This is a genomic window from Paenibacillus sp. FSL H7-0737, from assembly GCF_000758545.1.
In the GTDB taxonomy this organism is placed as follows: Bacteria; Bacillota; Bacilli; order Paenibacillales; family Paenibacillaceae; genus Paenibacillus_AQ.
The window spans coordinates 4,849,207-4,871,763 of the sequence record NZ_CP009279.1 but is presented as its reverse complement, the minus strand read 5'-3'; the positions used below and the strand labels follow the sequence as shown (position 1 = coordinate 4,871,763).

27 protein-coding genes are annotated in these 22,557 nt (G+C 44.9%); 23 read left to right on the top strand and 4 right to left on the bottom strand.

Translation table 11 applies throughout. The annotated features are described in order from the left end of the window. Positions 1 to 58 precede the first annotated feature (58 nt). Complete coding sequence (locus H70737_RS21430) at positions 59 to 772, top strand: cytochrome c biogenesis CcdA family protein (protein ID WP_042190493.1); 714 nt, start codon at positions 59 to 61, stop codon at positions 770 to 772. Here H70737_RS21430 and splB read toward each other — a convergent pair. Further along, a complete protein-coding gene (splB, locus tag H70737_RS21425) occupies positions 769 to 1,845 on the bottom strand; it encodes a spore photoproduct lyase (protein ID WP_042190490.1) in 1,077 nt (358 codons plus the stop codon). The two genes, H70737_RS21430 and splB, sit on opposite strands and share 4 nt — an antisense overlap. Positions 1,846 to 2,038: 193 nt before the next feature. Here splB and mntR point away from each other — a divergent pair, with 193 nt between their 5' ends. The 3 genes from mntR to H70737_RS21410 all read left to right on the top strand — a co-directional run bounded on the left by mntR (position 2,039) and on the right by H70737_RS21410 (position 5,421). Next, complete coding sequence (gene mntR, locus H70737_RS21420) at positions 2,039 to 2,464, top strand: transcriptional regulator MntR (protein WP_042190488.1); 426 nt, start codon at positions 2,039 to 2,041, stop codon at positions 2,462 to 2,464. Between the two features lie 304 nt (positions 2,465 to 2,768). Continuing rightward, on the top strand, positions 2,769 to 4,400 hold the full coding sequence (locus tag H70737_RS21415) for a family 10 glycosylhydrolase (protein ID WP_042190485.1): 1,632 nt from the start codon (positions 2,769 to 2,771) through the stop codon (positions 4,398 to 4,400). A 91-nt stretch (positions 4,401 to 4,491) separates the two neighbouring features. Beyond that, on the top strand, positions 4,492 to 5,421 hold the full coding sequence (locus H70737_RS21410; RefSeq protein ID WP_042190483.1) for a patatin-like phospholipase family protein: 930 nt from the start codon (positions 4,492 to 4,494) through the stop codon (positions 5,419 to 5,421). Between the two features lie 80 nt (positions 5,422 to 5,501). Here the strand turns inward: H70737_RS21410 and H70737_RS21405 are convergent, their stop codons facing one another. Both H70737_RS21405 and H70737_RS21400 read right to left on the bottom strand, forming a co-directional pair. Continuing rightward, on the bottom strand, positions 5,502 to 5,843 hold the full coding sequence (locus H70737_RS21405) for a hypothetical protein (protein ID WP_042190481.1): 342 nt from the start codon (positions 5,841 to 5,843) through the stop codon (positions 5,502 to 5,504). 7 nt (positions 5,844 to 5,850) lie between these two features. Beyond that, positions 5,851 to 6,798, bottom strand: coding sequence for a DUF1385 domain-containing protein (locus H70737_RS21400; RefSeq protein WP_442950260.1), 948 nt, complete (start codon positions 6,796 to 6,798; stop codon positions 5,851 to 5,853). 207 nt (positions 6,799 to 7,005) lie between these two features. On the opposite strand from H70737_RS21400, the gene H70737_RS21395 reads away from it, so the two are divergent. The 4 genes from H70737_RS21395 to H70737_RS21380 all read left to right on the top strand — a co-directional run bounded on the left by H70737_RS21395 (position 7,006) and on the right by H70737_RS21380 (position 10,802). Beyond that, positions 7,006 to 7,497, top strand: a complete 492-nt coding sequence (locus H70737_RS21395) for a YqhR family membrane protein (RefSeq protein ID WP_042190477.1) — start codon at positions 7,006 to 7,008, stop codon at positions 7,495 to 7,497. A 74-nt stretch (positions 7,498 to 7,571) separates the two neighbouring features. Then, the gene (locus tag H70737_RS21390) at positions 7,572 to 8,642 is read left to right on the top strand and encodes a M24 family metallopeptidase (protein ID WP_042190475.1); all 1,071 of its coding nucleotides are present in this window, start codon (positions 7,572 to 7,574) and stop codon (positions 8,640 to 8,642) included. Positions 8,643 to 8,688: 46 nt separating this feature from the next. Next, positions 8,689 to 9,246, top strand: a complete 558-nt coding sequence (gene efp / locus H70737_RS21385) for an elongation factor P (protein WP_042190473.1) — start codon at positions 8,689 to 8,691, stop codon at positions 9,244 to 9,246. A 302-nt stretch (positions 9,247 to 9,548) separates the two neighbouring features. Beyond that, entirely contained in the window at positions 9,549 to 10,802 is a 1,254-nt protein-coding gene (locus H70737_RS21380) for an aspartate kinase (protein ID WP_042190470.1), read from the top strand. 96 nt (positions 10,803 to 10,898) lie between these two features. Here the strand turns inward: H70737_RS21380 and H70737_RS21375 are convergent, their stop codons facing one another. Beyond that, complete coding sequence (locus tag H70737_RS21375; protein ID WP_081382878.1) at positions 10,899 to 11,765, bottom strand: YitT family protein; 867 nt, start codon at positions 11,763 to 11,765, stop codon at positions 10,899 to 10,901. 302 nt (positions 11,766 to 12,067) lie between these two features. Here H70737_RS21375 and H70737_RS21370 point away from each other — a divergent pair, with 302 nt between their 5' ends. From H70737_RS21370 to nusB, 15 genes are all read left to right on the top strand, one after another. Next, positions 12,068 to 12,331 (top strand): YqhV family protein, encoded by a 264-nt coding sequence (locus H70737_RS21370; RefSeq protein WP_371915730.1) that lies wholly within the window; start codon positions 12,068 to 12,070, stop codon positions 12,329 to 12,331. Positions 12,332 to 12,413: 82 nt separating this feature from the next. Next, a complete protein-coding gene (gene spoIIIAA, locus H70737_RS21365) occupies positions 12,414 to 13,415 on the top strand; it encodes a stage III sporulation protein AA (RefSeq protein WP_042190468.1) in 1,002 nt (333 codons plus the stop codon). Beyond that, positions 13,408 to 13,926 (top strand): stage III sporulation protein SpoIIIAB, encoded by a 519-nt coding sequence (gene spoIIIAB / locus H70737_RS21360; RefSeq protein ID WP_042190466.1) that lies wholly within the window; start codon positions 13,408 to 13,410, stop codon positions 13,924 to 13,926. The genes spoIIIAA and spoIIIAB overlap by 8 nt, the downstream gene beginning before the upstream one ends. A gap of 13 nt (positions 13,927 to 13,939) precedes the next feature. Then, entirely contained in the window at positions 13,940 to 14,143 is a 204-nt protein-coding gene (spoIIIAC, locus tag H70737_RS21355; RefSeq protein ID WP_036682849.1) for a stage III sporulation protein AC, read from the top strand. A 7-nt stretch (positions 14,144 to 14,150) separates the two neighbouring features. Next, positions 14,151 to 14,540, top strand: coding sequence for a stage III sporulation protein AD (spoIIIAD, locus tag H70737_RS21350; protein WP_042129828.1), 390 nt, complete (start codon positions 14,151 to 14,153; stop codon positions 14,538 to 14,540). Positions 14,541 to 14,582: 42 nt separating this feature from the next. Then, positions 14,583 to 15,824 (top strand): stage III sporulation protein AE, encoded by a 1,242-nt coding sequence (gene spoIIIAE, locus H70737_RS21345; RefSeq protein ID WP_042190464.1) that lies wholly within the window; start codon positions 14,583 to 14,585, stop codon positions 15,822 to 15,824. Positions 15,825 to 15,928: 104 nt separating this feature from the next. Further along, positions 15,929 to 16,690, top strand: coding sequence for a stage III sporulation protein AF (gene spoIIIAF / locus H70737_RS21340; protein ID WP_052404383.1), 762 nt, complete (start codon positions 15,929 to 15,931; stop codon positions 16,688 to 16,690). Between the two features lie 40 nt (positions 16,691 to 16,730). Beyond that, on the top strand, positions 16,731 to 17,372 hold the full coding sequence (gene spoIIIAG, locus H70737_RS21335) for a stage III sporulation protein AG (protein ID WP_042190462.1): 642 nt from the start codon (positions 16,731 to 16,733) through the stop codon (positions 17,370 to 17,372). Between the two features lie 67 nt (positions 17,373 to 17,439). Beyond that, entirely contained in the window at positions 17,440 to 18,351 is a 912-nt protein-coding gene (locus tag H70737_RS21330) for a SpoIIIAH-like family protein (RefSeq protein ID WP_042190460.1), read from the top strand. 147 nt (positions 18,352 to 18,498) lie between these two features. Further along, positions 18,499 to 19,008, top strand: coding sequence for an acetyl-CoA carboxylase biotin carboxyl carrier protein (gene accB / locus H70737_RS21325; protein WP_042190457.1), 510 nt, complete (start codon positions 18,499 to 18,501; stop codon positions 19,006 to 19,008). 54 nt (positions 19,009 to 19,062) lie between these two features. Beyond that, positions 19,063 to 20,406: an acetyl-CoA carboxylase biotin carboxylase subunit gene (gene accC / locus H70737_RS21320; protein ID WP_042190455.1), complete on the top strand. Its 1,344-nt coding sequence runs from the start codon at positions 19,063 to 19,065 to the stop codon at positions 20,404 to 20,406. A 114-nt stretch (positions 20,407 to 20,520) separates the two neighbouring features. Then, the gene (locus H70737_RS21315; RefSeq protein WP_042132343.1) at positions 20,521 to 20,937 is read left to right on the top strand and encodes an Asp23/Gls24 family envelope stress response protein; all 417 of its coding nucleotides are present in this window, start codon (positions 20,521 to 20,523) and stop codon (positions 20,935 to 20,937) included. 74 nt (positions 20,938 to 21,011) lie between these two features. Further along, the gene (amaP, locus tag H70737_RS21310; RefSeq protein ID WP_042129814.1) at positions 21,012 to 21,551 is read left to right on the top strand and encodes an alkaline shock response membrane anchor protein AmaP; all 540 of its coding nucleotides are present in this window, start codon (positions 21,012 to 21,014) and stop codon (positions 21,549 to 21,551) included. 15 nt (positions 21,552 to 21,566) lie between these two features. Further along, on the top strand, positions 21,567 to 21,800 hold the full coding sequence (locus tag H70737_RS21305) for a DUF2273 domain-containing protein (RefSeq protein WP_042190453.1): 234 nt from the start codon (positions 21,567 to 21,569) through the stop codon (positions 21,798 to 21,800). A gap of 298 nt (positions 21,801 to 22,098) precedes the next feature. Continuing rightward, positions 22,099 to 22,551 (top strand): transcription antitermination factor NusB, encoded by a 453-nt coding sequence (nusB, locus tag H70737_RS21300; protein WP_042190451.1) that lies wholly within the window; start codon positions 22,099 to 22,101, stop codon positions 22,549 to 22,551. Positions 22,552 to 22,557: the final 6 nt, after the last annotated feature.

The following is a 22,557-nucleotide window of genomic DNA, read 5'->3' as shown; positions in this document are numbered from 1 at the left end:
GAATAAAATATAGGGTATGCCCTGAAGTGATTCGAATGCTGGAAGGAGAGCCGCTACCTTGTCTAATATCAATGCAGGAATAGCCTTAGCAGCAGGGGTAGCATCATTTATATCACCCTGCTGCTTACCGCTTTATCCCTCTTATTTATCGTATATTACCGGATTATCCGTTCAGCAATTGAAGTCAGGTAGCAATACCAAAGAGGTCCGTATACGCACAATAACCCATACATTGGCATTTATTTTAGGTTTTTCAGCGGTTTTTTACACCTTAGGATTTGGTGCAGGACTATTTGGACAATTTTTTAATGGACAGCGTGATCTGATCCGGCAATTATCGGCGATTTTGATTATTGTGATGGGATTATTTTTGCTTGGGATCTTTCAGCCGCAATTTCTACTTCGCGAACGTAAGCTTGATTTAAAATGGAAGCCGGCGGGTTATGTTGGATCCTTTATTTTTGGTATCGGTTTTTCAGCGGGCTGGTCTCCATGTATTGGACCGATTCTGACTGCGATTATCGCACTTTCTGCAAGTGAGCCTGGCACGTGGTTTACATTAATTACGGCTTATAGCATAGGGTTCGCATTGCCATTCTTTGTCTTAGCCTTCTTTCTTGGAGGAGCCAGACGCATCCTTAAATATTCAAATGTGCTGATGAAGATTGGTGGCGTTCTCATGGTATTTATGGGCATTCTGCTCTTTACAGATCAAATGTTTCGGATCACAGTTTGGCTACAGGGAATCACACCGGATTGGCTCATTTTTTAAGTGAAATAATCAATTCCTGCTTCTGGAAAATGTTCGAATATCCGCTCTGTGATAAACTCTCGCAGGGCGGTTTGCTGTTCATCTGGATAGACATATTTATTTTGTCCCCAGCGTCCCCATTTCTTCTTACGCTTCTCCATGTCCATTTCTAGCTTGGATTTGGGGTAGCGCTTCTCTATAACCGTCTTAGCCGTTTTGGTGAATCGATGCTGAATCATTTCGAAGGTTAATCCTTTTCCGACTTCAGGGGGGAGGGTCTGGGCTAACTTGGCCAGTAGCTCAGCATAACCTTCTTGCCAGCCGTCATACCAAATAATTGGAGCAATGATAAAGCCAAGAGGATAACCCGCCCGTGCTACCTTTCCAGCGGCTTCAATACGCTCCTCAAAGCGGGAGGTGGCAGGCTCGAAATTTTTGATTACATAATCTGCGTTGACGCTGAAGCGAACTCGGGTATGTCCTTTATGCTCCAAAGCAAGCAGTGGTTCAACATGTTGGTATTTGGTCACAAAGCGCAGACGGCCAAGGGGTTCTTTTGCCATAAATGTAATTAGTTCTGCCAGAGAGCCGGTAATATGCTCAAGTCCTAAAGGATCTGATGTGCAGGCAGCTTCAAAAGTGGTGATTTCTGGATTGCGCTCCTCAATATATTTTTTGGCAGCATCTATAATGTCACCTGTGTTTACATATACGCGAATGTAGGGCTTTGCTCCTAAGGTAGTCTGCAAATAGCAATAATGGCAGTGCCCCATACAGCCGGTGGCAATGGGAATAGCATAATCAGCCGATGGCTTGGATTGGTCAAATTTCAAAGTTTTGCGTAGGCCGACAACAAGCGTTCTTTTGGCAATTTTATATTGCTCGACCTCAGTTTCACCAGGGAAATTCATAATACGATTATGTGATGTGGTCATACGATAAGGGATATTGTTAGCCTTTACCCATTCCATTATTTTTTCACCTTTAGGGTAATTTAAAGCATTCGGTTCGAAGAAAACAAGCTCTGGAAGAAAAAGTGCAGTAGGTTTTCTGGGTCTTTTTACAGTAGAGGGCTCTGGCGTCACTATAGTCATAAATTCACGCTCCTTTTGAATGACGAGTATGTTTATTATGTCTAACTCAGCCCCAATAGAAGCATGGTAAACATGTGCAACTCATCTGTAAGTTCCTTTGAAGGACTTGCCAAGGTGCGTTAGAAACATGTATCATTGTTAGAGCAAGGTTTGGCCCGGCGCCATGCTCATTATAGAAAAGAGGTAAAGTTTAATGCCAACACCCAGCATGGAGGATTATTTGGAGCGCATATACAAGCTCATAGATGAGAAAGGTTATGCGCGGGTCTCGGATATTGCCGAGGGACTGGAAGTACACCCCTCCTCTGTGACCAAGATGATCCAAAAACTGGATAAGGACGAATATCTCATCTATGAGAAATATCGTGGGCTTGTCCTAACCAACAAAGGGAAAAAAGTAGGAAAACGTCTGGTTGATCGCCATCAACTATTGGAGGAATTCCTCGGATTGATCGGAGTACAGCAGGAATACATTTATAATGATGTTGAAGGAATCGAGCATCACTTAAGTTGGGATTCGATTACGCGTATTGAAACATTGGTAGAATATTTCCGCCGCGACGAAGAACGTGTACAGACTTTATATGCGATTCACAACGAACTGACAAGCGATTCTTGAAATGTTTTTCCCGAAACGGATACTGTCCTAAAAGTTATGCGCAGCAAGGCTTTCGTGAGCATAATCAGTGGATAGTATAGCCGTTTCTATTTTGTTTAGTGCAACCTTTCCCAGTTTTTAGCGTCAAAACGGATACAGTCCTTTTAAAAATATAAGAGAGTATGAGTTTTATTCGGTACTTCTTATATTTTTTGCAGAGACAGATAACCCCTTTTTAGAAGGAGGCATTCTCTCATCTGCTTGAAGGATTTATCCGTTTTTTCTTATTTTTTGGATACATATTTTTTAGATTTGGGGAGGAATTATGAATTATCGTAAATGGATGTTGAGCTTGTTAGTACTTATGTTGTTTCTGCCTTTATGGTCTCCTGGTGCACGCGCGGCAGCGGTGCAAATTACGATTGAACTGGATGGAGAGGCGCTGATTAGTGATGTGCCTCCGTATATCACAACGTCTAATGTAACGATGGTGCCAATAAGTGTGATCAGTAAAGGATTAAATGCCGGCGTAGTATGGAATCAAAATAGTAAGACTGTAACGATCACTCAAGGAGATACGGTTCTCAAGCTGACCAGTGGCCTGAAAAACGCATGGGTAAACGATACTTCGGTAGCGCTGGATACATCCGTGCAGATTAAGCAGGGGCGGGTAATGGTACCCATTCGTTTTGTAAGTGAGCAATTGGGACTGCAGGTGTTATGGGATCAGGTTAATAAGCATATTTCCTTGATCTCCAACACTGAACCACCACAATCTGTCGATCCAGAAACACCAACGACACCTACGACACCAACAGTGCCGACGTTACCGACTATCCCTGGTGGATCGACTGGTAAGGAGATGAAGGGGGCTTGGATCTCTACCGTATTCAACCTGGACTGGCCTTCAACGTCTTCGGCAGGAAATGAAGCGAAACAAAAGCAGGAGTTTGATAATTTGTTAGACAAGCTAAAGGCTGTTGGCTTTAATGCTGTATTTGTTCAGGTTAGACCTTCAGCAGATAGTCTGTATCCATCGACTTTAGTTCCTTGGTCTAAGGTATTGACGGGTACACAAGGGAAGAATCCGGGATATGATCCTCTAAGCTATATGGTCGGTGCTGCGCATTCCCGCGGCATGCAGTTTCATGCTTGGTTCAACCCATTCCGTGCAACGACGGATGCTTCCACCTCAGCGTTAGCAAGTAACCATGTGGCAAAAGCACATCCAGAATGGATTGTGAATGCCGATGGTAAGAAATACATTAATCCAGGTATTCCGGAGGCTCGCCAACATATCATCGACACGGTGATGGAAGTGGTTAAAGGTTACGATATCGATGGTGTCCATTTGGATGATTACTTTTATCCTTCAAATGTTACTTTTGCCGATGATGCTGCTTATTCTACCTATAATACGAAAAAGCTTTCTAAAGCTGATTGGCGCCGAGATAATATTAATGAATTTGTCCGTCAGTTGGGAGAACAGATTCATAAGGTGAAGCCAAAGGCTTCTTATGGAATCAGTCCTTTTGGAGTATGGCGAAATATTAAAAATGATAGTACAGGTTCGGACACGACTGCAGGGGTATCTGCTTATGACAGCATGTATGCGGATGTTCGGACATGGATTAAGCAGGGCTGGATTGATTATGTCGCTCCGCAAATTTATTGGAGTTTGTCCTTTAGCACAGCTCGTTATGACAAGTTAGTAGATTGGTGGGTAAAAGAAGTCGAGAATACGAATGTTAAACTCTACATCGGGTTAGCTGGTTATAAGGTCGGAGCCAGTGATCAAAAGGCTGAATGGCAAAGTGGAGATCAAATTATTAATCAGCTCAAATATAATGAGAAGTACGAAGAGGTTGCAGGTAGTATTATGTTTAGAGCGAATGACGTCGTAGTCCGCAATCCGTTCGGATTGTCGAGCTTACTGACCTTTTATTTTAAATCCTAATAGTTTAGCTGTTATTCATAAGGAGTCATGAATGTTCCCCTGTGCTCATAGATAAGCAATAGAATCTATGGGAAACGGGGGATTTTTGTGTATGGAGATTAACGCAGTATTTGAAGGAGGAGGCGTAAAGGGGATTTCTCTTGCGGGAGCAGTTGAAGCTACAGAAAGGGCAGGCTGGACTTTTAAAAGGGTAGCAGGAACCTCCTCAGGTTCGATTGTAGCCACTTTACTAGCAGCGGGCTATGAAGGGGAGGAAATGTGTCGGATAATCCAAGGAACATCCTTTTCATCGTTTCTGAAGCGAGGTCCCATTTATAATACGGCTATCGTTGGTCCTGCGCTGCGAGTGTTATTGAAGAAAGGATTATATTCTGGAGAAGCCTTGGAGTCCTGGATAAGAGCATTATTACTGAAAAAGGGGATCATCACCTTCCGTGATCTGCCTGCCGGTAAATTATCTATCATCGCATCCGATATCACAAATGGAAGGATATTGGTCTTGCCAGATGGCTTGGAGCAGTATGGGATCTCTCCGGAGCATTTTGAAGTGGCCAAGGCAGTGCGAATGAGCTGCAGCATTCCTTATTTTTTTGATCCTGTGATGTTAAGACTAAACGGGCAGGCAGCAAGAGGGAAATCCTTTGCCGAGCAGTTTGTGTATGTTGTAGATGGTGGGCTCTTGAGTAATTTTCCTTTGTGGCTATTTGACAGCAAGAATAATGGGAGCAAACAACTTGGGAGCAGAATTCCTACGGTAGGTTATCAAACGGTAGGTAAGACCGATCCACAGCCGCATAAAATTAGAGGGCCATTCAGTATGCTCCAAGCTATGGTAACCACCATGCTCTCTGCTCATGATGAGAAGTTTATTGAAGGGGATAAATTTGTTCGTACGGTAAAAATTCCTACGCTTGGGATTGGGACGACTCAATTTGAAATTACAAAAGCGCAAAGCGATGAAATGTATGCTGCTGGACTTAAAGCAGGAGAAGATTTCTTTAAGGAGTGGCGACCAAGATAACGAGCGGGGTATCCATATGAGAAAAAAGCATCCCGCACGTTAATAAAAACGTGGAGATGCTTTTTGGAGTTTTTATGAAGTTAGTGATATTTCGGAAGCTGATCGTCATTTTTCCCTTTACTTCCTTCGATCACTTGGAAAGGATAGCTTTTGCGTTTGCCTGGTGCAGCTTGAGTCTTGCGAATTCCTGCTACCTTTGACATGGTCTTCTGGGAAGGCTTCACTTTAACCTTAGACCCACTGCTGCTACGAGCATATTTGCCTGGCCCCATTTTTTTGTAAGCATAATAAATGATTGCTAACAGTACTAAGGGGAGAATCAGCTTCGACAGTGTAAAGAAAGGCTCAGTTAAGACTCCAATCACAAAACCGAATATCGCAAGCGTAACCGTAATCCAAAAAATTAAAGCATGCCTGATCATAGATCACTCATCCTTTCGCAGGATCCAATATGCCGCCTGACACACTTGCCTCCGAATATCCTCTTGCTTCAATCTCCGCATCAAGCTCACGCATACGGTTGAAAGAGGCAATAGATACTTCTACCTGATCGTCTTTTGGCTCTTTGGTTGTAAGGAGTTGCAGCCACAATCCAGGGTAACCCAGATATTTAAGGCCTGGTACTTCTCTTACCGCATTGGTTCCCTTTAGAACTTCGAACGATACACCAATTACGACTGGCAACAAGATAATCCGCTGGATCACTCGTTCCCAAAGATTATCCCATGGGACTACGGAGTATATGATCACTCCAAGGATAATCGTCAGCATCATAAAGCTACTTCCACAGCGGTAATGCAGACGGCTGTATTTCTGAACGTTCTGAACAGTCAGTTCTTCGCCTGCTTCAAAAGCGCTGATGACTTTATGTTCGGCACCGTGATACTGGAATAGGCGCTTGATCACAGGTGTTTGAGAAATCGCCCATAAATAGACCAGCAAGAGAATCATTTTGATGCCGCCTTCTATGAGGTTGTGCAATACGTAGTTATCAAATACATTTTTAAATAAAAAATCCTCTACAAATACCGGAACAAGCGTAAAAATGAGCTTTCCGAACAAGAAGGAGAGAATACCCATTACAGCAACGCCAAAAATCATTCCAAGGCTCCAGCCCTCATCCTTTTTCTTCGGCTTCGCTTTTTCCTTCTCGAGATCTTCCGGTTCCAATTCATCTTCAGCGTAGGACTCGGCTGAATAGTTCAAGTGCTTAGAGCCTTTAGCGCTGGCATCTATAATACTGACAAGGCCGCGAAGCAGCGGAATCTTGCGCAGTTTCGTGACCCAGCTCTTATCGCTTTTGGGTACTTCTAAAAATGTGATTTCCTGATTCTTGCGTCGCACGGCTGTTACATTGATATGCTTACCGCCGAACATGACACCTTCAATGACGGCTTGGCCGCCGTAACTGGGAGTTTCCTGGGACAACCAATTCACCTTCTCGTATTTAATATGATTTATATAATACATTGTAACTAATTTTTGTAGACATTACTAGTTGGATCGCCTTTTGCTGTACATACTATCTTCAAGAGAGAGCGAGAGATAAATCGGCATTGAAAATAAAGAAAGCGAGGCAATTTCATGAGTAAATCTCATCAACAAAAATCGGGGCATACAAATATTTGGCTTTTTGCGCTTGAGTTAGGTTTTTTTTCAGGATTGATTTGGGGAGGGCTTCATTGGCTTGCCTATTGGTTCAGTTTTACCAAAGTCAGTCCTGGCTTTATCGCAGAGCCTTTTTTCAGACATGAGTTTTTATCAACTGCGTTAGGACATTTCGTGGGCTATATGATGTTTATTGTATTTTCGGTGATCGCCTCCATGCTGTATGTATTGCTTCTGCGCAAGCTGAAGGGACCTTGGCCAGGGCTAGTCTACGGCATTTTATGGTGGTCGGTAATATTTATTCCTGGTTCTCAGATGTTTCTTATGCAGCCCCCATTCAAGCTGCCGTGGAACACGGTCATTAGTGAGTTCTGTATTTTTTTACTATGGGGAATGTTCATTGGATATACAGCAGCGATCGAGTATACGGACGAACGGAAGCGTGAGCAAAGTACAGCGCTTGCCTAACGGCGCGAAAAAACTTCTCAAGGGGATATCCCTATGTTAAAATACAATGTGGCTATTTCGAGAGGAGAATGAAAATGGGTAACAAGCGTGTCTCCAAGCTGCGTAAGGTTTTGCAGGATCAAGGATTGGATGCAATGTTGATAACTAGCGGTTATAACCGCCGCTATTTAAGTGGATTTACCGGATCGTCCGGTTATGTACTGGTGACAAGTGATGATTGTTATCTGCTGACTGACTTCAGGTATATGACACAGGCCGCGGACCAAGCAATGGGGGTTAAAGTTGTAGAACATGCAACTAAGTTCATTGATACCGTTCGCGAGCTTTTGCCTTCTGGTAAAGAGGTGCGTATCGGTTTCGAACAGGATGATGTTTCATTCAGTGCGTACACCTCATATGCAGAAGCACTTAAGCCGGCAGTGTTAGTTCCAATTTCCAAAGCTGTGGAAGACCTTCGTATGTTCAAGGATGAGGAAGAGCTTGCCGTTATGCAACGTGCAGCAGATCTGGCCGATGCTACATTCAGTCATATTCTGAACGTGATCAAGCCGGGCATGACTGAGCGCGATGTTGATTTGGAAATGGAATTTTATATGCGTACCCATGGTGCAACTTCTTCATCGTTTGATACGATTGTTGCTTCAGGCGAACGTTCGTCCATGCCACACGGCGTAGCAAGCAGCCGTGTAATTCAAGGCAATGAATTCATTACCCTTGATTTCGGTGCATTACTTGATGGCTATTGCTCAGATGTGACAAGAACCATCGCACTCGGAGCACCGGATCCGAAGCTGAAAGAGATCTATGATATTGTGCTGGAAGCTCAGCTATATACTTTAGCACATATCATGCCGGGTATGACTGGACGGGAATGTGATGCCTTGGCGCGTGATATCATTGCTAGTTACGGATATGGCGAACATTTTGGACACAGCACAGGTCATGGACTTGGAATGGAAGTTCATGAGTGGCCGCGTTTGTCCAAACTTAGTGACGATATTATGCAGCCGGGGATGGTCGTAACTGTGGAGCCGGGTATCTATTTGCCGGGAATTGGCGGAGTACGTATTGAAGACGACATTGTGATCACGGAGAGCGGAATATCGTTGCTGACCCATTCGTCTAAAGAATATACAGTACTGTAAGTAAGCGGGATTATTAGATTAATTATAAATTTTGGAGGGATTTTTAGTGATTTCAGTAAATGATTTTAAAACAGGTTTGACCGTAGAGGTAGAGGGAGATATTTTTACCGTTATTGATTTCCAACACGTTAAGCCAGGTAAAGGCGCAGCTTTTGTTCGTTCCAAGCTTAAGAACTTGCGTAACGGTAATACAGTAGAGCGTACATTCCGTGCAGGTGAAACGATTGGCCGTGCTATTATCGAAAACCGTGGTGTACAATATCTGTATGCAAGCGGATCGGACCATGTATTTATGGATAACGAAACTTATGACCAATTCGAATTGTCCGAAAAGCAATTGGAATGGGAATTGAATTTCCTTAAAGAGAACATGACTGTAAACATCGTTAGTTACAAAGGTGAGATTCTTGGGATCAACCTTCCTACCAGCGTAGAGTTGAAGGTTGTTGAAACTGAGCCTGGCGTTAAAGGTAACACGGCTCAAGGTGCTACGAAATCGGCCAAGCTTGAAACCGGACATAGTGTTCAGGTTCCATTGTTCATCAACGAGGAAGACATCTTGCTGGTTGATACTCGTGAAGGTAAATATATCTCCCGCGCGTAGGAAACAGAACAATAACCTGGATATTACCAGAAGAGCCTCCCCGTTTATACGGTGGAGGTTTTTTTATGAACAGTAACGGATAAAGATGCTATGGAAACCTACATTAAAATACTGGAAGTTGAGTAAAATAAGCACAGCTGAAGGGCAGATGCTGACCTTATCTTTTTTTTTCACAGCGGGGAAATTTAATAAATTTTTTATGAAACCATTAACGCAAGGCACTGTTTTCGTATTATACTGATTTAAAGCGGGAAACCGATTAGAAGCAACTACATAGACCGATATGGGGAGTGAATGGGACTTTGTCACTTTATGTTATGAAATTCGGAGGCAGCTCCGTCGGCGACACTGAACGAATGAAACGCGTCGCCAAGCGCATCGCAGACAAGCAAGATGAGGGTCATCGCTGCGTTGTGGTTGTATCTGCAATGGGGGATACAACAGATGATTTGATCGATACGGCGAAGCAACTAAACGGGCAGCCGCCCGCACGTGAAATGGATATGTTGATGACGACAGGTGAACAAATCTCCGTCGCTCTATTGTCCATTGCCCTGCATGGGATCGGGCGGAATGCAGTTTCTTATACAGGATGGCAGGCTGGATTCCGAACAGACGAAACTCACGGCAGAGCTCGTATCAATGAAATTGACCCGCGTCGTGTATTAGCGTCTTTGGAGCGTGAACAGATCGTGATCGTTGCAGGCTTTCAGGGAATGACTGTGGACGGTGAGATCACCACATTAGGCCGCGGTGGTTCGGACACTACAGCCGTAGCATTGGCTGCTGCTATTCAAGCAGATGTATGCGAGATCTATACCGATGTAGATGGTATTTACTCCACAGACCCACGTATCGTGAAGACGGCACGTAAGCTGAAGGAAATCTCTTACGATGAAATGCTGGAGCTTGCCAATCTGGGAGCAGCTGTATTACATCCACGTGCAGTGGAGTACGCTAAGCGTCATCAAGTTAAGCTGGTCGTTAGATCGAGCTTTAATCATAATGAAGGTACTGTTGTGAAGGAGGAAACAAGCATGGAGCAGGGAATCGTAGTTAGTGGTATTGCATTTGATAAGAATGTAGCACGTGTCAGTATTCTTGGAGTTCCTGATGTACCAGGTGTACTCGCTCAGGTCTTCGGCAAGCTTGCTGAAGAGGGCGTTAACGTAGATATCATCGTACAAAGTGGTGTACAGAATGAGCAGGCTGACTTCTCATTTACAGTTTCTCTTGATGAGCTGGATCGGGCGAAGGAAGTTATTAAAGAAATTCATAAAACTTTGCCTTATCGTGAAGTTACCTCCGAGGATAACCTGGTGAAGGTATCCATCGTTGGTGCTGGTATGGTCAGCCATCCAGGGGTAGCGGCTCAAATGTTTGATGTACTCTCCCAAGAGGGTGTTAGCATCAAGATGGTCAGCACTTCTGAGATCAAAGTATCTTGCGTTATTGAATCAGGCAATTTGCCATCAATCATACAGGCGCTTCATACCGCCTACAATCTCGATACAACAGAGCAGGCTTTTGTCGGAGGTCCTAAAGATCGCCGATAAGAGCTGCTGAGTAAACAAAGAGGGATGCCTTACAGCCAAATGGCTGCGGGCATCCCTTTTCATTTATATAACAGCAAGGGAGGTAGGTCCCTGAATTTATCCTAATCGTTTGAACCGGCCCTGAATCTCTACAGTCTCCACAACATTGACGAAGGAGCTTGGGTCTGCCTCAAGAATAGTTCTCCGCAGATTTGCAAGTTCATACCGAGTCGTTACAGTCATTAGCATGGTATTTCCCTCATGACTGTATCCACCCTCTGCATTGACGACAGTGATGCCATGAGGTAACTCTCTGAGACGGGTCAACATCATCTCCCGTTCTTTGGTAACGATAAAGCAGGTCAGCTTCACATGGCGAATATGGATCATATCGACTACTCTACTCTTTACAAAAATACAGAGCATAGCGTATAAGGCGGAATCCCAGCTTTTAAAGAAGCCTAAACTCAGAATAACTAATCCATCCATTAAGAACATGATATTCCCCATGGGAATATCCCGTTTACGTGAAATAATCGAGCCTAATATATCAAATCCCCCAGAAGAGCCCCCAGTACGGAGAGAAAAACCAACGCCCCCAGCAATAATTACTCCGCCGAAAATACTTGCAAGAATGGGGTCCTTGGTCATTTGCACCTCAGGAATAATGGTAATGAACCAGGTGGTGGCCACGACGGAAAGCAAGCTTAGTAAGATGTATTTTTTCCCCACTGCAATAAATCCCCAGACAATTAAAGGAAGGTTTATTACAAAATAAAGCTTAGAAATGTACTTCGGATCCGTTAAATAACCGACGACCGAAGCCACCCCTGCTACCCCACCGCTCAGAAGCTGATGAGGAATTAGAAACAATCGCATCCCGCTTGCAATTAAAAAGGCTGAAAAAATAATGATAGCTACTTCCTTGAGTGGTCTGACTACGGTCCGCATGTTTTGCGGTAACCCGTAACTTCGAACTTGCATGACACAAATCCCCTCTTTTTCTTATGTCTTTATAGTCTGCTCTTTTTGAAAATATAAACCCACTATATTTCCAATTAACAAGGATACCACAGATGGAAGTGTTCGTAAAAAATAATTTTATCGTACTGATTATATTTATTTATATAGGTGTGTACTATGAACTCTTTCACAGTTGGACTTGCAATTCTGTCATTTCTCCTTGTCTAAAGTGAGTAATTATCGCATATCCATGGATAAGAGAAGGACAAACAAGCCCTGAATATCATTCTGTGTGAAATAGTAAAAGTTAGGAGTGGAGTGGATTGGACAAGTATGTAAGCTGGATGGCGACTCTTCGGCTGTTCTCGGGTAGTGCGGAGATTATAGCTGCACTGATTATGCTGCGGTTGAATCAGGTAGACAAGGCGCTTGCAGTCAATTCTGGACTAGCTTTGGTAGGCCCGACGATCTTGATATTGACGACAGCGATCGGACTTACAGGGATGGCTCAGCAGTTGTCCTGGAGCAAACTGGGCTGGGTCGGTTGCGGTGTAGCCTTTCTCTTAATCGGGATTCTAAAAAAATGATAGATGATAGGCATATTGAGCGCGTACAAGCATAAATATGGAATAAAGCAATTAGATAGAGGACAACTTGGGGGTACTTTGTATGGCAGATGATTGGTTGCAATTGTTTCCTGAAAAAGTAAGAGCACTATTAAAGTGCCTTCCCCTTCCGCTACTTGGAATGGTGGAAGAGATTCGGGTCCGTGAAGGTCGTCCGCTGGAGATTAACTATTCAGGTAAATATCACTTTCTTAGAGCAAATGGCAGCGTAACGCAAAGGCCGGAAGAAGCCTATAGGCCGGATCGGGAGGACACTCATAGACTGCTAGATCTTATCAGCAACCATTCACTATATACGATGGAAGAAGAGCTGAGAAAGGGATTTATTACGATTCCTGGCGGCCATCGAATAGGACTTGCTGGTCGGACGGTGCTGAGTGGTGGTGGTGTGGAGCATCTACGCGATATTACAAGCTTCAATGTCCGCATAGCCCGAGAGGTTCCCGGAGTCGCGGATAAAGTGCTACCTTATCTGCTGGACAAGGGGGGGCAGCGTATGATGCACACCTTGATCCTCTCGCCTCCACAGCATGGGAAGACAACACTTCTTCGCGATATCGCAAGACAAATCTCCTTAGGAGATTTGGGGAAACGTGAAGGCGGAAGACCCGGTATGAAGGTGGGGATTGTCGATGAACGTTCTGAAATTGCCGGAAGCAGACGCGGGATTCCCGCCTTTGATGTTGGTCCGCGCACAGATATCCTCGACGGCTGTCCCAAAGCTGAAGGCATGATGATGATGATTCGTTCCTTGTCACCGGATGTATTGATCGCTGATGAGATTGGTCGTCCTGAAGACGCTGAAGCAGTCACTGAAGCGCTGCATGCTGGAATATCAGTCGTTGCTTCGGCTCACGGTAAAGAAGTAATAGAACTGGCTCGTAGACCCGGGCTTGGCGGGCTATTGGAACAAAAGATGTTCGAAAGATACGTCATTCTGCATCGCTCAGAAGCAGGACTCTCCTTTCGTGTTCTGGATGGACAGAAACGCGGATTACTTCTTATCTCACCCGGGGATCGATTAGGTGGTGATTTACATGCTTAAGCTATTCGGTGCCGTTCTGATTGTGCTGGCTGGTACGTTAGCAGGGCTCCAATTTGCAAAACAATATGCAGACAGGCCAAGACATATCAGAGGCTTGATAGCAGCGCTACAGCGGCTGGAAACAGAAATTATGTACGGCTTTACCCCATTGCCTGAAGCTATGCGGCGCATTGGGATTCAGTCTAAGGAACCGCTCAAAACGTTGTTTATTAAAACAGCTGAGGAGATGAGCCCACCCCATGATCGAAGTGCCCAGGATGCCATTCAGAGGGCTATGGACTCGCATTGGAAGTCTACCGCATTGAAGGGGACAGAAAAAGAGATTCTCCGCCAGCTCAGTTGTACTCTCGGTACAAGCGATAGGTCCAATCAGAGCACTCATATCGCGTTAGCATTGCAGCAATTGAAGCAGGAGGAGTCGGTGGCCAGAGAGGATCAAGGCAAATATGAAAAATTGAGTAAAAGCCTGGGTCTGCTGCTTGGAGCATTGATCGTCATTTTGATCTTTTAGCGAGGTGCCAGGAATGAATATTGAAGTCAATGCGATTTTTCAAATTGCCGGCATTGGCATAATTATCGCCATGATACACACGGTGCTTAAACAGATGGGAAAAGAAGATTTCGCACATTGGGTTACCGTAATCGGGTTCGTCGTTGTGCTATTTATGGTTATTCGAATGCTGGACGGACTGTTGCAGGAAATAAAAACGATCTTTCTTTTTCAATAGGCGTGCTATGGAGATCATTCAAGTTGTTGGAATAGGGCTGATATCGACCATATTGATTCTCGTGCTGAAGGAACAAAAACCGATGTTTGCCTTTCTCCTCGCTACTGCCACAGGGATTCTGATCTTCCTGTTTCTAATCGGCAAGATTGGAATGATACTTTCCACACTGGAGCGGGTGGCAGAGTCATCGGGGATGGAAATGATCTATTTGAAGACCGTGTTCAAAATCATCGGAATTTCATATATCGCTGAATTTGGAGCACAGATTGTGCGTGATGCAGGGCAGGAATCGATTGCTTCCAAAATAGAGCTCGCTGGAAAAGTCCTCATTATGGTACTAGCTGTACCCATTATCAGCATCATTATTGAAACGGTCATGAAGCTGCTACCTGCTTAAAGCAATTGAAGGAAGCTAAGCAACGATTAGGGAGGAGAAGTTATGCAAAAGTGCAGTGTTTTTCGTCCTCCAAAATTAAAAATAATACTGCTGCTGCTCCCATGCTTCTTCATTCTATGGTTTGCAGGTACAGCTCAGGTGGCCATAGCTTCTCCAGCAACTCCAGCACCTGGATCGGGGAACTCCTCCCCAGTAGACCAGTGGGTCAAGGGTCAGGTGAACAATCTGCCAACAGATAAGGTGGAGTCGTACTGGGATCAACTGATGAAGGATTACGGAGGTTTTTTTCCAGACGGGGCAACACCATCACTTATGGACATGCTGCTTCCAGGGGATAAGGGACTCAGCTTACAAGGTGTATTATCTGGGCTTCTTGGATTTATGTGGCATGAGGTGTTGTACAACGGAAGGCTGCTGGTCACGATTGTCATGGTCAGTGTGCTCAGCATGATACTGGAGACGCTACAAACCGCTTTTGAGCGAAAAACGGTCAGCAAGGTGGCTTATACGCTCTGTTATATGGTAGTGCTCGTTATTGCCGTGAACAGCTTCAATATCGCTATAGGTTATGCGAAGGATGCTATCGACCGGATGATTGATTTTATGATGGCCATGATTCCGCTACTGTTCGCGTTACTAGCTTCCATGGGGAACATTGTTACCGTCTCGGTCACACATCCACTAATTGTTTTTATGATTCATACCGTTGGCACACTGATCCACACCATTGTCTTTCCACTATTATTCTTCTCGGCGGTGCTGCATCTCGTAAGTGCATTGTCGGAGAAATACAAGCTGACCCAGTTGGCGAATCTGCTAAGAAATATCGGAGCTGGATTACTAGGAGTACTGCTCACTGTGTTCCTCGGTGTGATTTCAGTCAGGGGAATTACGAGTTCAGTGACAGATGGTGTTACGATCCGGGCCGCTAAATATATTACAGGCAACTTTGTTCCGGTCATCGGAAAAATGTTCGCAGATGCAACAGACACAGTGATCTCAGCTTCACTCCTGGTGAAGAACGCTATTGGGCTATCCGGAGTGATCATCATTTTGTTCCTTTGCGCTTTTCCGGCGATCAAAATTCTGGTGCTTGCTCTGATCTACAATGTAGCTGCTGCTGTAATGCAGCCATTAGGAGAGACGCCGATTGTGGTCTGCCTCCAGACCATCGGAAAAAGCATGGTGTACGTATTCGCTGCTTTGGCAGCTGTATCGTTAATGTTTTTTATGGCCGTCACGATCATGCTAACCGCTGGCAATTTAACCGTCATGATGAGGTGAGCTTGAAGGTTATGCTAACAAAACTTAGCGGGTGCTTACGAAGCTAGTTTTGTACGAAGAAATTCTCTGAAGGCTATGCTAACAAAACTTTTAGGAGGGAAACGATGAGCTGGTTGGGCGATTGGCTACGAGAGATCATACTTGTCGTGCTGCTAGCATCATTCGTTGAATTACTGCTCCCAAGCAAATCCATGGAGCGTTATGCAAGGCTGGTGCTGAGCCTCCTGATCTTGCTTACCATGCTTAGCCCGATCGTTTCTCTCCTTAAAGGTGATGCAATAGCCGAGCTGAGTATAGCCATGGGGCGTCAGGAGAAAGAGGGAGGCTTATTCACAGGAGGGGGAAGTGGAGATCCCTCTTTGGAAAAGATTCTGGCAGATGGTCAAAAGCTTGCACAAGGGCGACAGGATCAAAGCCTAAAGCTGGCCGCAGAAGAGGTTGCTGAGCAAATGAGGGAGCAGATCATCAGCGAGACCGGCAAACGCGGGGTTAATGTCACTGTAACGCTCGGCATGGGGAAATCCGGCGGCTCCGGTAATGAAGATATTCCTGTCATCTCTGCAGTGAAGGTCTCAATGTCCCAAGCAACAGCTAATTCCATAGGGGCTTCAGGTAATTCCAGCGCAGCCGCTGCTCCGCCGATTGCAATCGCTCCTGTAGAGCCTGTAGAAGTAAAGATCGGTACAAATCCAGAGAGTGGATCAGCTTCTGCAGATGAGCCCAAAGCAGTGAACGGAAATGTAACAGAAAATAACACGACTTCAAGTGAAACGGAGTCCATCGTAAAGATGTTGGAACAAAAATGGGATTTGGATCCCGAGGTAATCCAAGTGGATGGCGGCGTTGTGAATAACGTCAAGTTATGAGTCTGTAGCTTCTAAACTATCAATGTTAGGAGGGATAGGAGTGGGCAATTGGCTGAAAAAGCTGGAGCAATGGGCTGGGGGTGGGGCTGGCAGTCCGAAGAGAAGTCATACTTTCCGCTGGCTAATCATTCTGGGTCTGCTGGGCGCAGCGATTATGCTGTTTAATTCCTTCGTCAATGTGAAGAAGATTGATAACGAGAATACGGGGCGTGAGCCACCGCTGAATCAGTCCTCCCAAACGGCGCTGGTACAGAGTGATCCTGGAGCTACTAACTCGTTCGAGAGTATTGAACAGACACTGGAGAACCGGACGAAGGAGATTTTGGAGAAAATCGTTGGTGTCGGTACCGTTGATATCATGGTCACTGTGGAATCCACGGAAGAAATTGTCGTGGTGCGAAATATGAACGACTCCCAGCAGCTTAGTGAGGAGACGGATGCCAGTGGTGGAAAACGTCACACGACACAATATACGAGGGATGGCGAAATCGTAACCTACTCGCAATCGGGTGATGAAACACCTATTGTGACGAAGCGGATTAAGCCTCAGGTACGCGGCGTACTGGTAGTTGCCAAAGGTGCAGAGAACAAAGTCGTTCGTGGACTTATCGAGCAGGCTATCGAAAAAGGCTTGAATGTCCCAATTCAGCGCATTTCAGTAGTACCACGCAAACAAGAGTAGCAGGAGAAAGTCAAGAAGTGAGTGCTTCCGAAGCAGCCACTAGATTAAATTTTAGGAGGAATTAAGAATGAACGGCAAAAGACAAACAATATGGTTGGTTTCTATGCTCAGTTTGATGGTTGTACTCTCGGCATACTATTTATTTACTGAAGATTCAGGTGCATCGGTTCCAAAAGACACAGCAGGAACTATGCAGGTAGACTCCTTGAAAAAAGATACAGCAAACGCAGCATTACCAACGGTTGGCGACAAAGGCATCGTTGTGAACGAAGTTGTCAATCAAGGAGATGTTGTTGCTGATGGAGGCGTTGTAGATAACGCTAGCGGCACTACAGCCACTGACGATAGTGCAGCCACTGCAACTACTGATGACAGTGCAACTACAGCGGTTAAGGATGATAGCAGTAAAGCAGCAGACAGCGGTAACTCTGAGAAAGCTTCTACGGACACTGCTGCAAAAGACTCCAGTAAAACTTCTGACACAGCAACTAAGGACACAGCAGCTAAGGATACAGTAACTAAGGATACGGCAGCTAAGGATACAGCGGCTACTACAACATCCAAAACCCCTGCTAAGAATGATAAAGAAATCCTGGATGAAGTAGCTTCACAAAGTGTATCGGCGAGCAGCATGTTCACTAACTACCTGTATGAACGTGAGCAAAAGAATCTAAAGAGCCAACAAGACTTACTGGCTTTGATTAACGATATGGAGAAGACGCCTGCTGATAACGCAGTTGCTCAAGAACAGCTCCTTAACCTTGAAGAAAAAGAATCTAAAATTACGGGCATCGAAGAACAGCTTCAACAAAAATATGGGGAAGCCATCGTGAAGGAAGAAGCTGGGGACAGCTATAAAGTAGTCGTCCTGAGTGACAAGCTGGATGTAAAACAAGCGGTTAGCATCGTTGATCTCGTAATGAAGGAACTGAGTGTGTCTCAGGATAAAGTTAGTGTTCAATACGTTTCCGAGAAATAATAAGACGTGAAATTATAGGAAAAATGACGAAAGAGCTCGGGTTCTCCCGGGCTCTTTCCATTTCTAGCGTTTATGATATAATACATAAAGTTATCTTGTCCGCTTAAGAAGTGGCTTCGAGAGAAAGCTGAAGGAGTGAACTAATGTATGTTCAAGTTGAGCGAAATTAAGGAATTAATTAAATTGCTGGACCAGACCTCCTCTGTACATGAGTTGGAGATCGAAAGCGAAGGAATGAAGCTTGCAATTCGCAAACCGGATCGCCCTGAAGCTGATGGAACAGCAGTACAGGCGACTCCTTATAATGCCTATCCCTTTACGCCTGCCCCGCAGCCGCAGAGCGTGCAGCAAGTGTCCTATCCAGTAATCAGTGAGGTTCCTCCAGCGCAGCAGCCACAAGCCGTCGCAGAAGGCAAACTACATAAAATTGTATCTCCAATGGTGGGAACATTTTATAGTGCCGCTTCTCCGGAAATGCCATCGTTTGTTAATGTTGGAGACCGTGTTGGTGAGAAAACAACGGTATGCATTATCGAAGCGATGAAGCTGATGAATGAGCTGGAAGCGGAGATTAAAGGTGAAATCGTGTCCGTACTGGCCGAGAATGGTCAGCTTGTAGAATACGGTCAACCACTATTCTTGGTTAAACCGGAATAAATACCGCAGATTACTTATGGAGCGGAAGCTTCGCAAAACTTTGGGAGGAAACGCATGAACATTCAAAAAGTGTTGATTGCCAACCGCGGCGAAATCGCGGTCCGCATTATTAGGGCCTGCCGAGAACTGGGCATTTCCACCGTCGCGGTCTATTCGGAACCCGACCGGGATTCACTGCATGTCCGGTTGGCTGATGAAGCTTACTGCATCGGTCCGATGCCGTCCAAGGACAGCTATCTGAACTTTACAAATATTATGAGTGTAGCCACCTTAACAGAATGTGATGCCATCCATCCTGGTTATGGATTTTTAGCTGAGAATGCAGATTTTGCAGAGATTTGTGAATCTTGCAATATTATCTTCATTGGGCCATCTCCAGATGCAATCAACCGTATGGGTGATAAAGCTGTGGCGAAGGAAACCATGAAGCTGGCTGGAGTTCCGATCATCCCGGGCTCAGATGGCCTTGTAGGTGATGTTGAGGAAGCCGTCATGCTGGGTCGTGATATCGGATACCCGATTATCATTAAGGCTACCGCAGGTGGCGGGGGTAAGGGCATTCGGATTGCTGAGGACGAGGAATCATTGGTGAAGCAGATTACTGCTGCACAACAGGAAGCGCAGAAGGCGTTCGGCAACGCTGGTGTATATTTGGAAAAGTACCTTACAGGTATGAAGCACGTAGAAATTCAAATTATTGCAGATAAGCATGGTAATGTAGTGCATTTAGGTGAACGCGACTGTTCCGTACAGCGTCGTCGCCAAAAGCTGATTGAAGAGGCACCTTGTTCTGTACTTACACCGGATATCCGTGAAGCGATGGGGAATGCAGCAGTTCGTGCAGCACTCGCTGTGAATTATTCGGGAGCGGGAACGCTTGAATTCTTGCTTGGACCGGATGGACAGTTCTACTTCATGGAGATGAATACTCGTATTCAGGTAGAGCATCCGGTAACGGAAATGGTTACGGGTGTGGATTTGATCAAGGAAATGATTTCGGTTGCAGAAGGAAATCCTTTGTCATTTACACAGGAAGATATCGTGATTAATGGCTGGTCGATTGAATGCCGTATCAATGCGGAAGATCCAGAACGTAATTTTATGCCTTCACCAGGTAAAATCGGCTTTTATTTGCCGCCTGGAGGTCTCGGTGTTCGTGTAGACAGCGCGGCGTACCCTGGGTATACGATTTCCCCTTTCTATGATTCTATGATTGCAAAGCTGATTGTATGGGCACCCACACGTCAGGAAGCGATTGCAAAGATGAAGCGTGCCTTGGCTGAATTTGCCGTGGAGGGAATCCATACTACGATCCCTTTCCATCAGAAACTGTTGGAGCATCCTGTATTTCTGGATGGTAATTTTGACATCAAGTTTCTGGAAGAGTATGAAATTTAGGACGACTTCGCTTTGTTTGTCATAAAGTTCGTCAAATGATATAGTATGTTTAATAAGAGACGTGCTTTACGCTTGAATTTATGAGAATCTTTGTTGAAAGGTGTGAAGTCTAAAATGAGTACATTGCCGACAGAATACGAACGGACAGAAATCGGTGAGATCCAGATTGCTCCTGAAGTGATCGAGGTGATCGCAGGTTTAGCGACCGTTGAGGTTAAAGGTGTAGCTGGCATGAGCGGTGGTTTCGCCGGTGGTATTGTTGAGCTTCTCGGACGTAAGAACTTGTCTAAAGGAGTTAAAGTAGAGGTTGGACAACGCGAAGCTGCAGTGGATGTTTCTGTAATCATTGAATATGGTAACCGTCTTCCTGAAGTGGCTGCTGAAATTCAGCGTAATGTTAAGCGTTCCATCGAGACTATGACTGGTCTGACTGTTGTGGAAGTGAATGTGCATATTCATGATGTACAATTCAAGAACAACAACACTGTAGACAAGAACGAGGAAGCTGAAACGGTTCTTCGCGTGAAATAACAGTCGTCGTTCTTCCATAAACCCCCGACAGTAAAGTCGAGGGTTTACTCTAATTTAAGGAGGTTATGAGACTCGTGGCAAAAATTTTGGACAGACTTTTGCTGTTTGTCTACAGCTTAAGTATCGGAATATTATCTGTTATTGCCATCCTCCTCTTGAGCGGTGCTATTCCTAAAACTTTGGAGATTGAGAATGGACCAGCAGCTTATATTACTGCAATTGTAGTAGCAGTTGTCTTGTTCCTTCTGAGCATCCGATTTTTCTATATCTCTTTGCGTCGTGATCGCGCTTCTTTACCTTCTGTTGATCAGCGTACAGAGTATGGGGATATTCAGATTTCAGTGGAGACCATTGAGAATCTGAGTCTGAAGGCTGCCGGTAAAGTGAAGGGAATCAGAGATCTCAAATCGCGTATTCGCGTTTCTCAGGCGGGCCTTGAAATTACAATTCGCGCAGTAGTGGATGGTGAACATTCATTGCCGCTACTAACCACAGAAGTGCAACGTCAGGTGCATGATTTTGTGCAGGAGACAACCGGTATTCCGGTTGCTGATGTGTCTGTATACATTGCTAACCTCACGCAGTCTCCAAGCTTCAAAAGTCGAGTGGAATAGAGGTGAATTTCCCTTATGTCTTGGAAAGAAGTATGGGAAAGTCACGGGGGTAGAATCGCCGGAGTGACTTTCGGCATTGGTCTAGGTTTGATATATTTAATTTGCGGTTTTTGGGATATGTTGTTCTTTGCACTGGTAGTGTTCATCGGATATACGTTCGGCAAAAGAAAGGATAACGCAGAGGCTCCCCTGTTTCAGTGGCAGGAGCTGATTACGCGTCTATCCGGACGCTGGCGTCCCTTCAAGTGAACCGCGATAGTCTTTTTCCCGGAGCAGGAAGCCGTAAGTTTGTGTTGTCCAATGCCCCTGGAAGAAAGACTTTGCGGTTTTTTTAATTGTGAAAGATATCTTTAATGGACATCGGACAATAATCCTCTAAGGATTAGGGATAGAATTCGAAGGATTTGGGCTTAAAATAATTATAGGCGATGTCATTAAAGTCTGAATTATTATCACACTTGAGGTGTGAAGTTATATTTATGGTTGCCCGACGTTATAGAAGTTTGAGTAAAGATGTTAATGCGATATAAGATTTTAGGAGGAACACATGAAAAGACGTATAGCGAGAGAGATTATTGTCCAAAGCCTGTATCAGATGGAAATGAACGATGTAGAGAGCGCGGAAGCTGTGGAAATGCTGCTGGAGGAAGCTTCAGAGGAGAATGAAACAGAGCGTGTAATTACGGACGAAATTCAGCTTAAGCACTATGTGGTGGAGCATGTAAACGGTGTGTGGGAGCACAAGGTTGCAATTGACGATATGCTTGAGCATTACTTGAAAGGCTGGCAAATGAGCCGTCTGTCACGTGTGGATCGTCAAATTTTACGTCTTGCGGCGTATGAAATGGTGTTCGCGAATGATGTTCCGGCTAAGGTTGCTGTGAATGAGGCTATAGATTTGGCCAAGCATTTTGGAACGGATGATTCCGGTAAGTTTGTAAACGGTGTGCTTGGTAAGATGATCCAGGAGATAGATACAATTAAAGCTGACCATTCTTAATTTTAA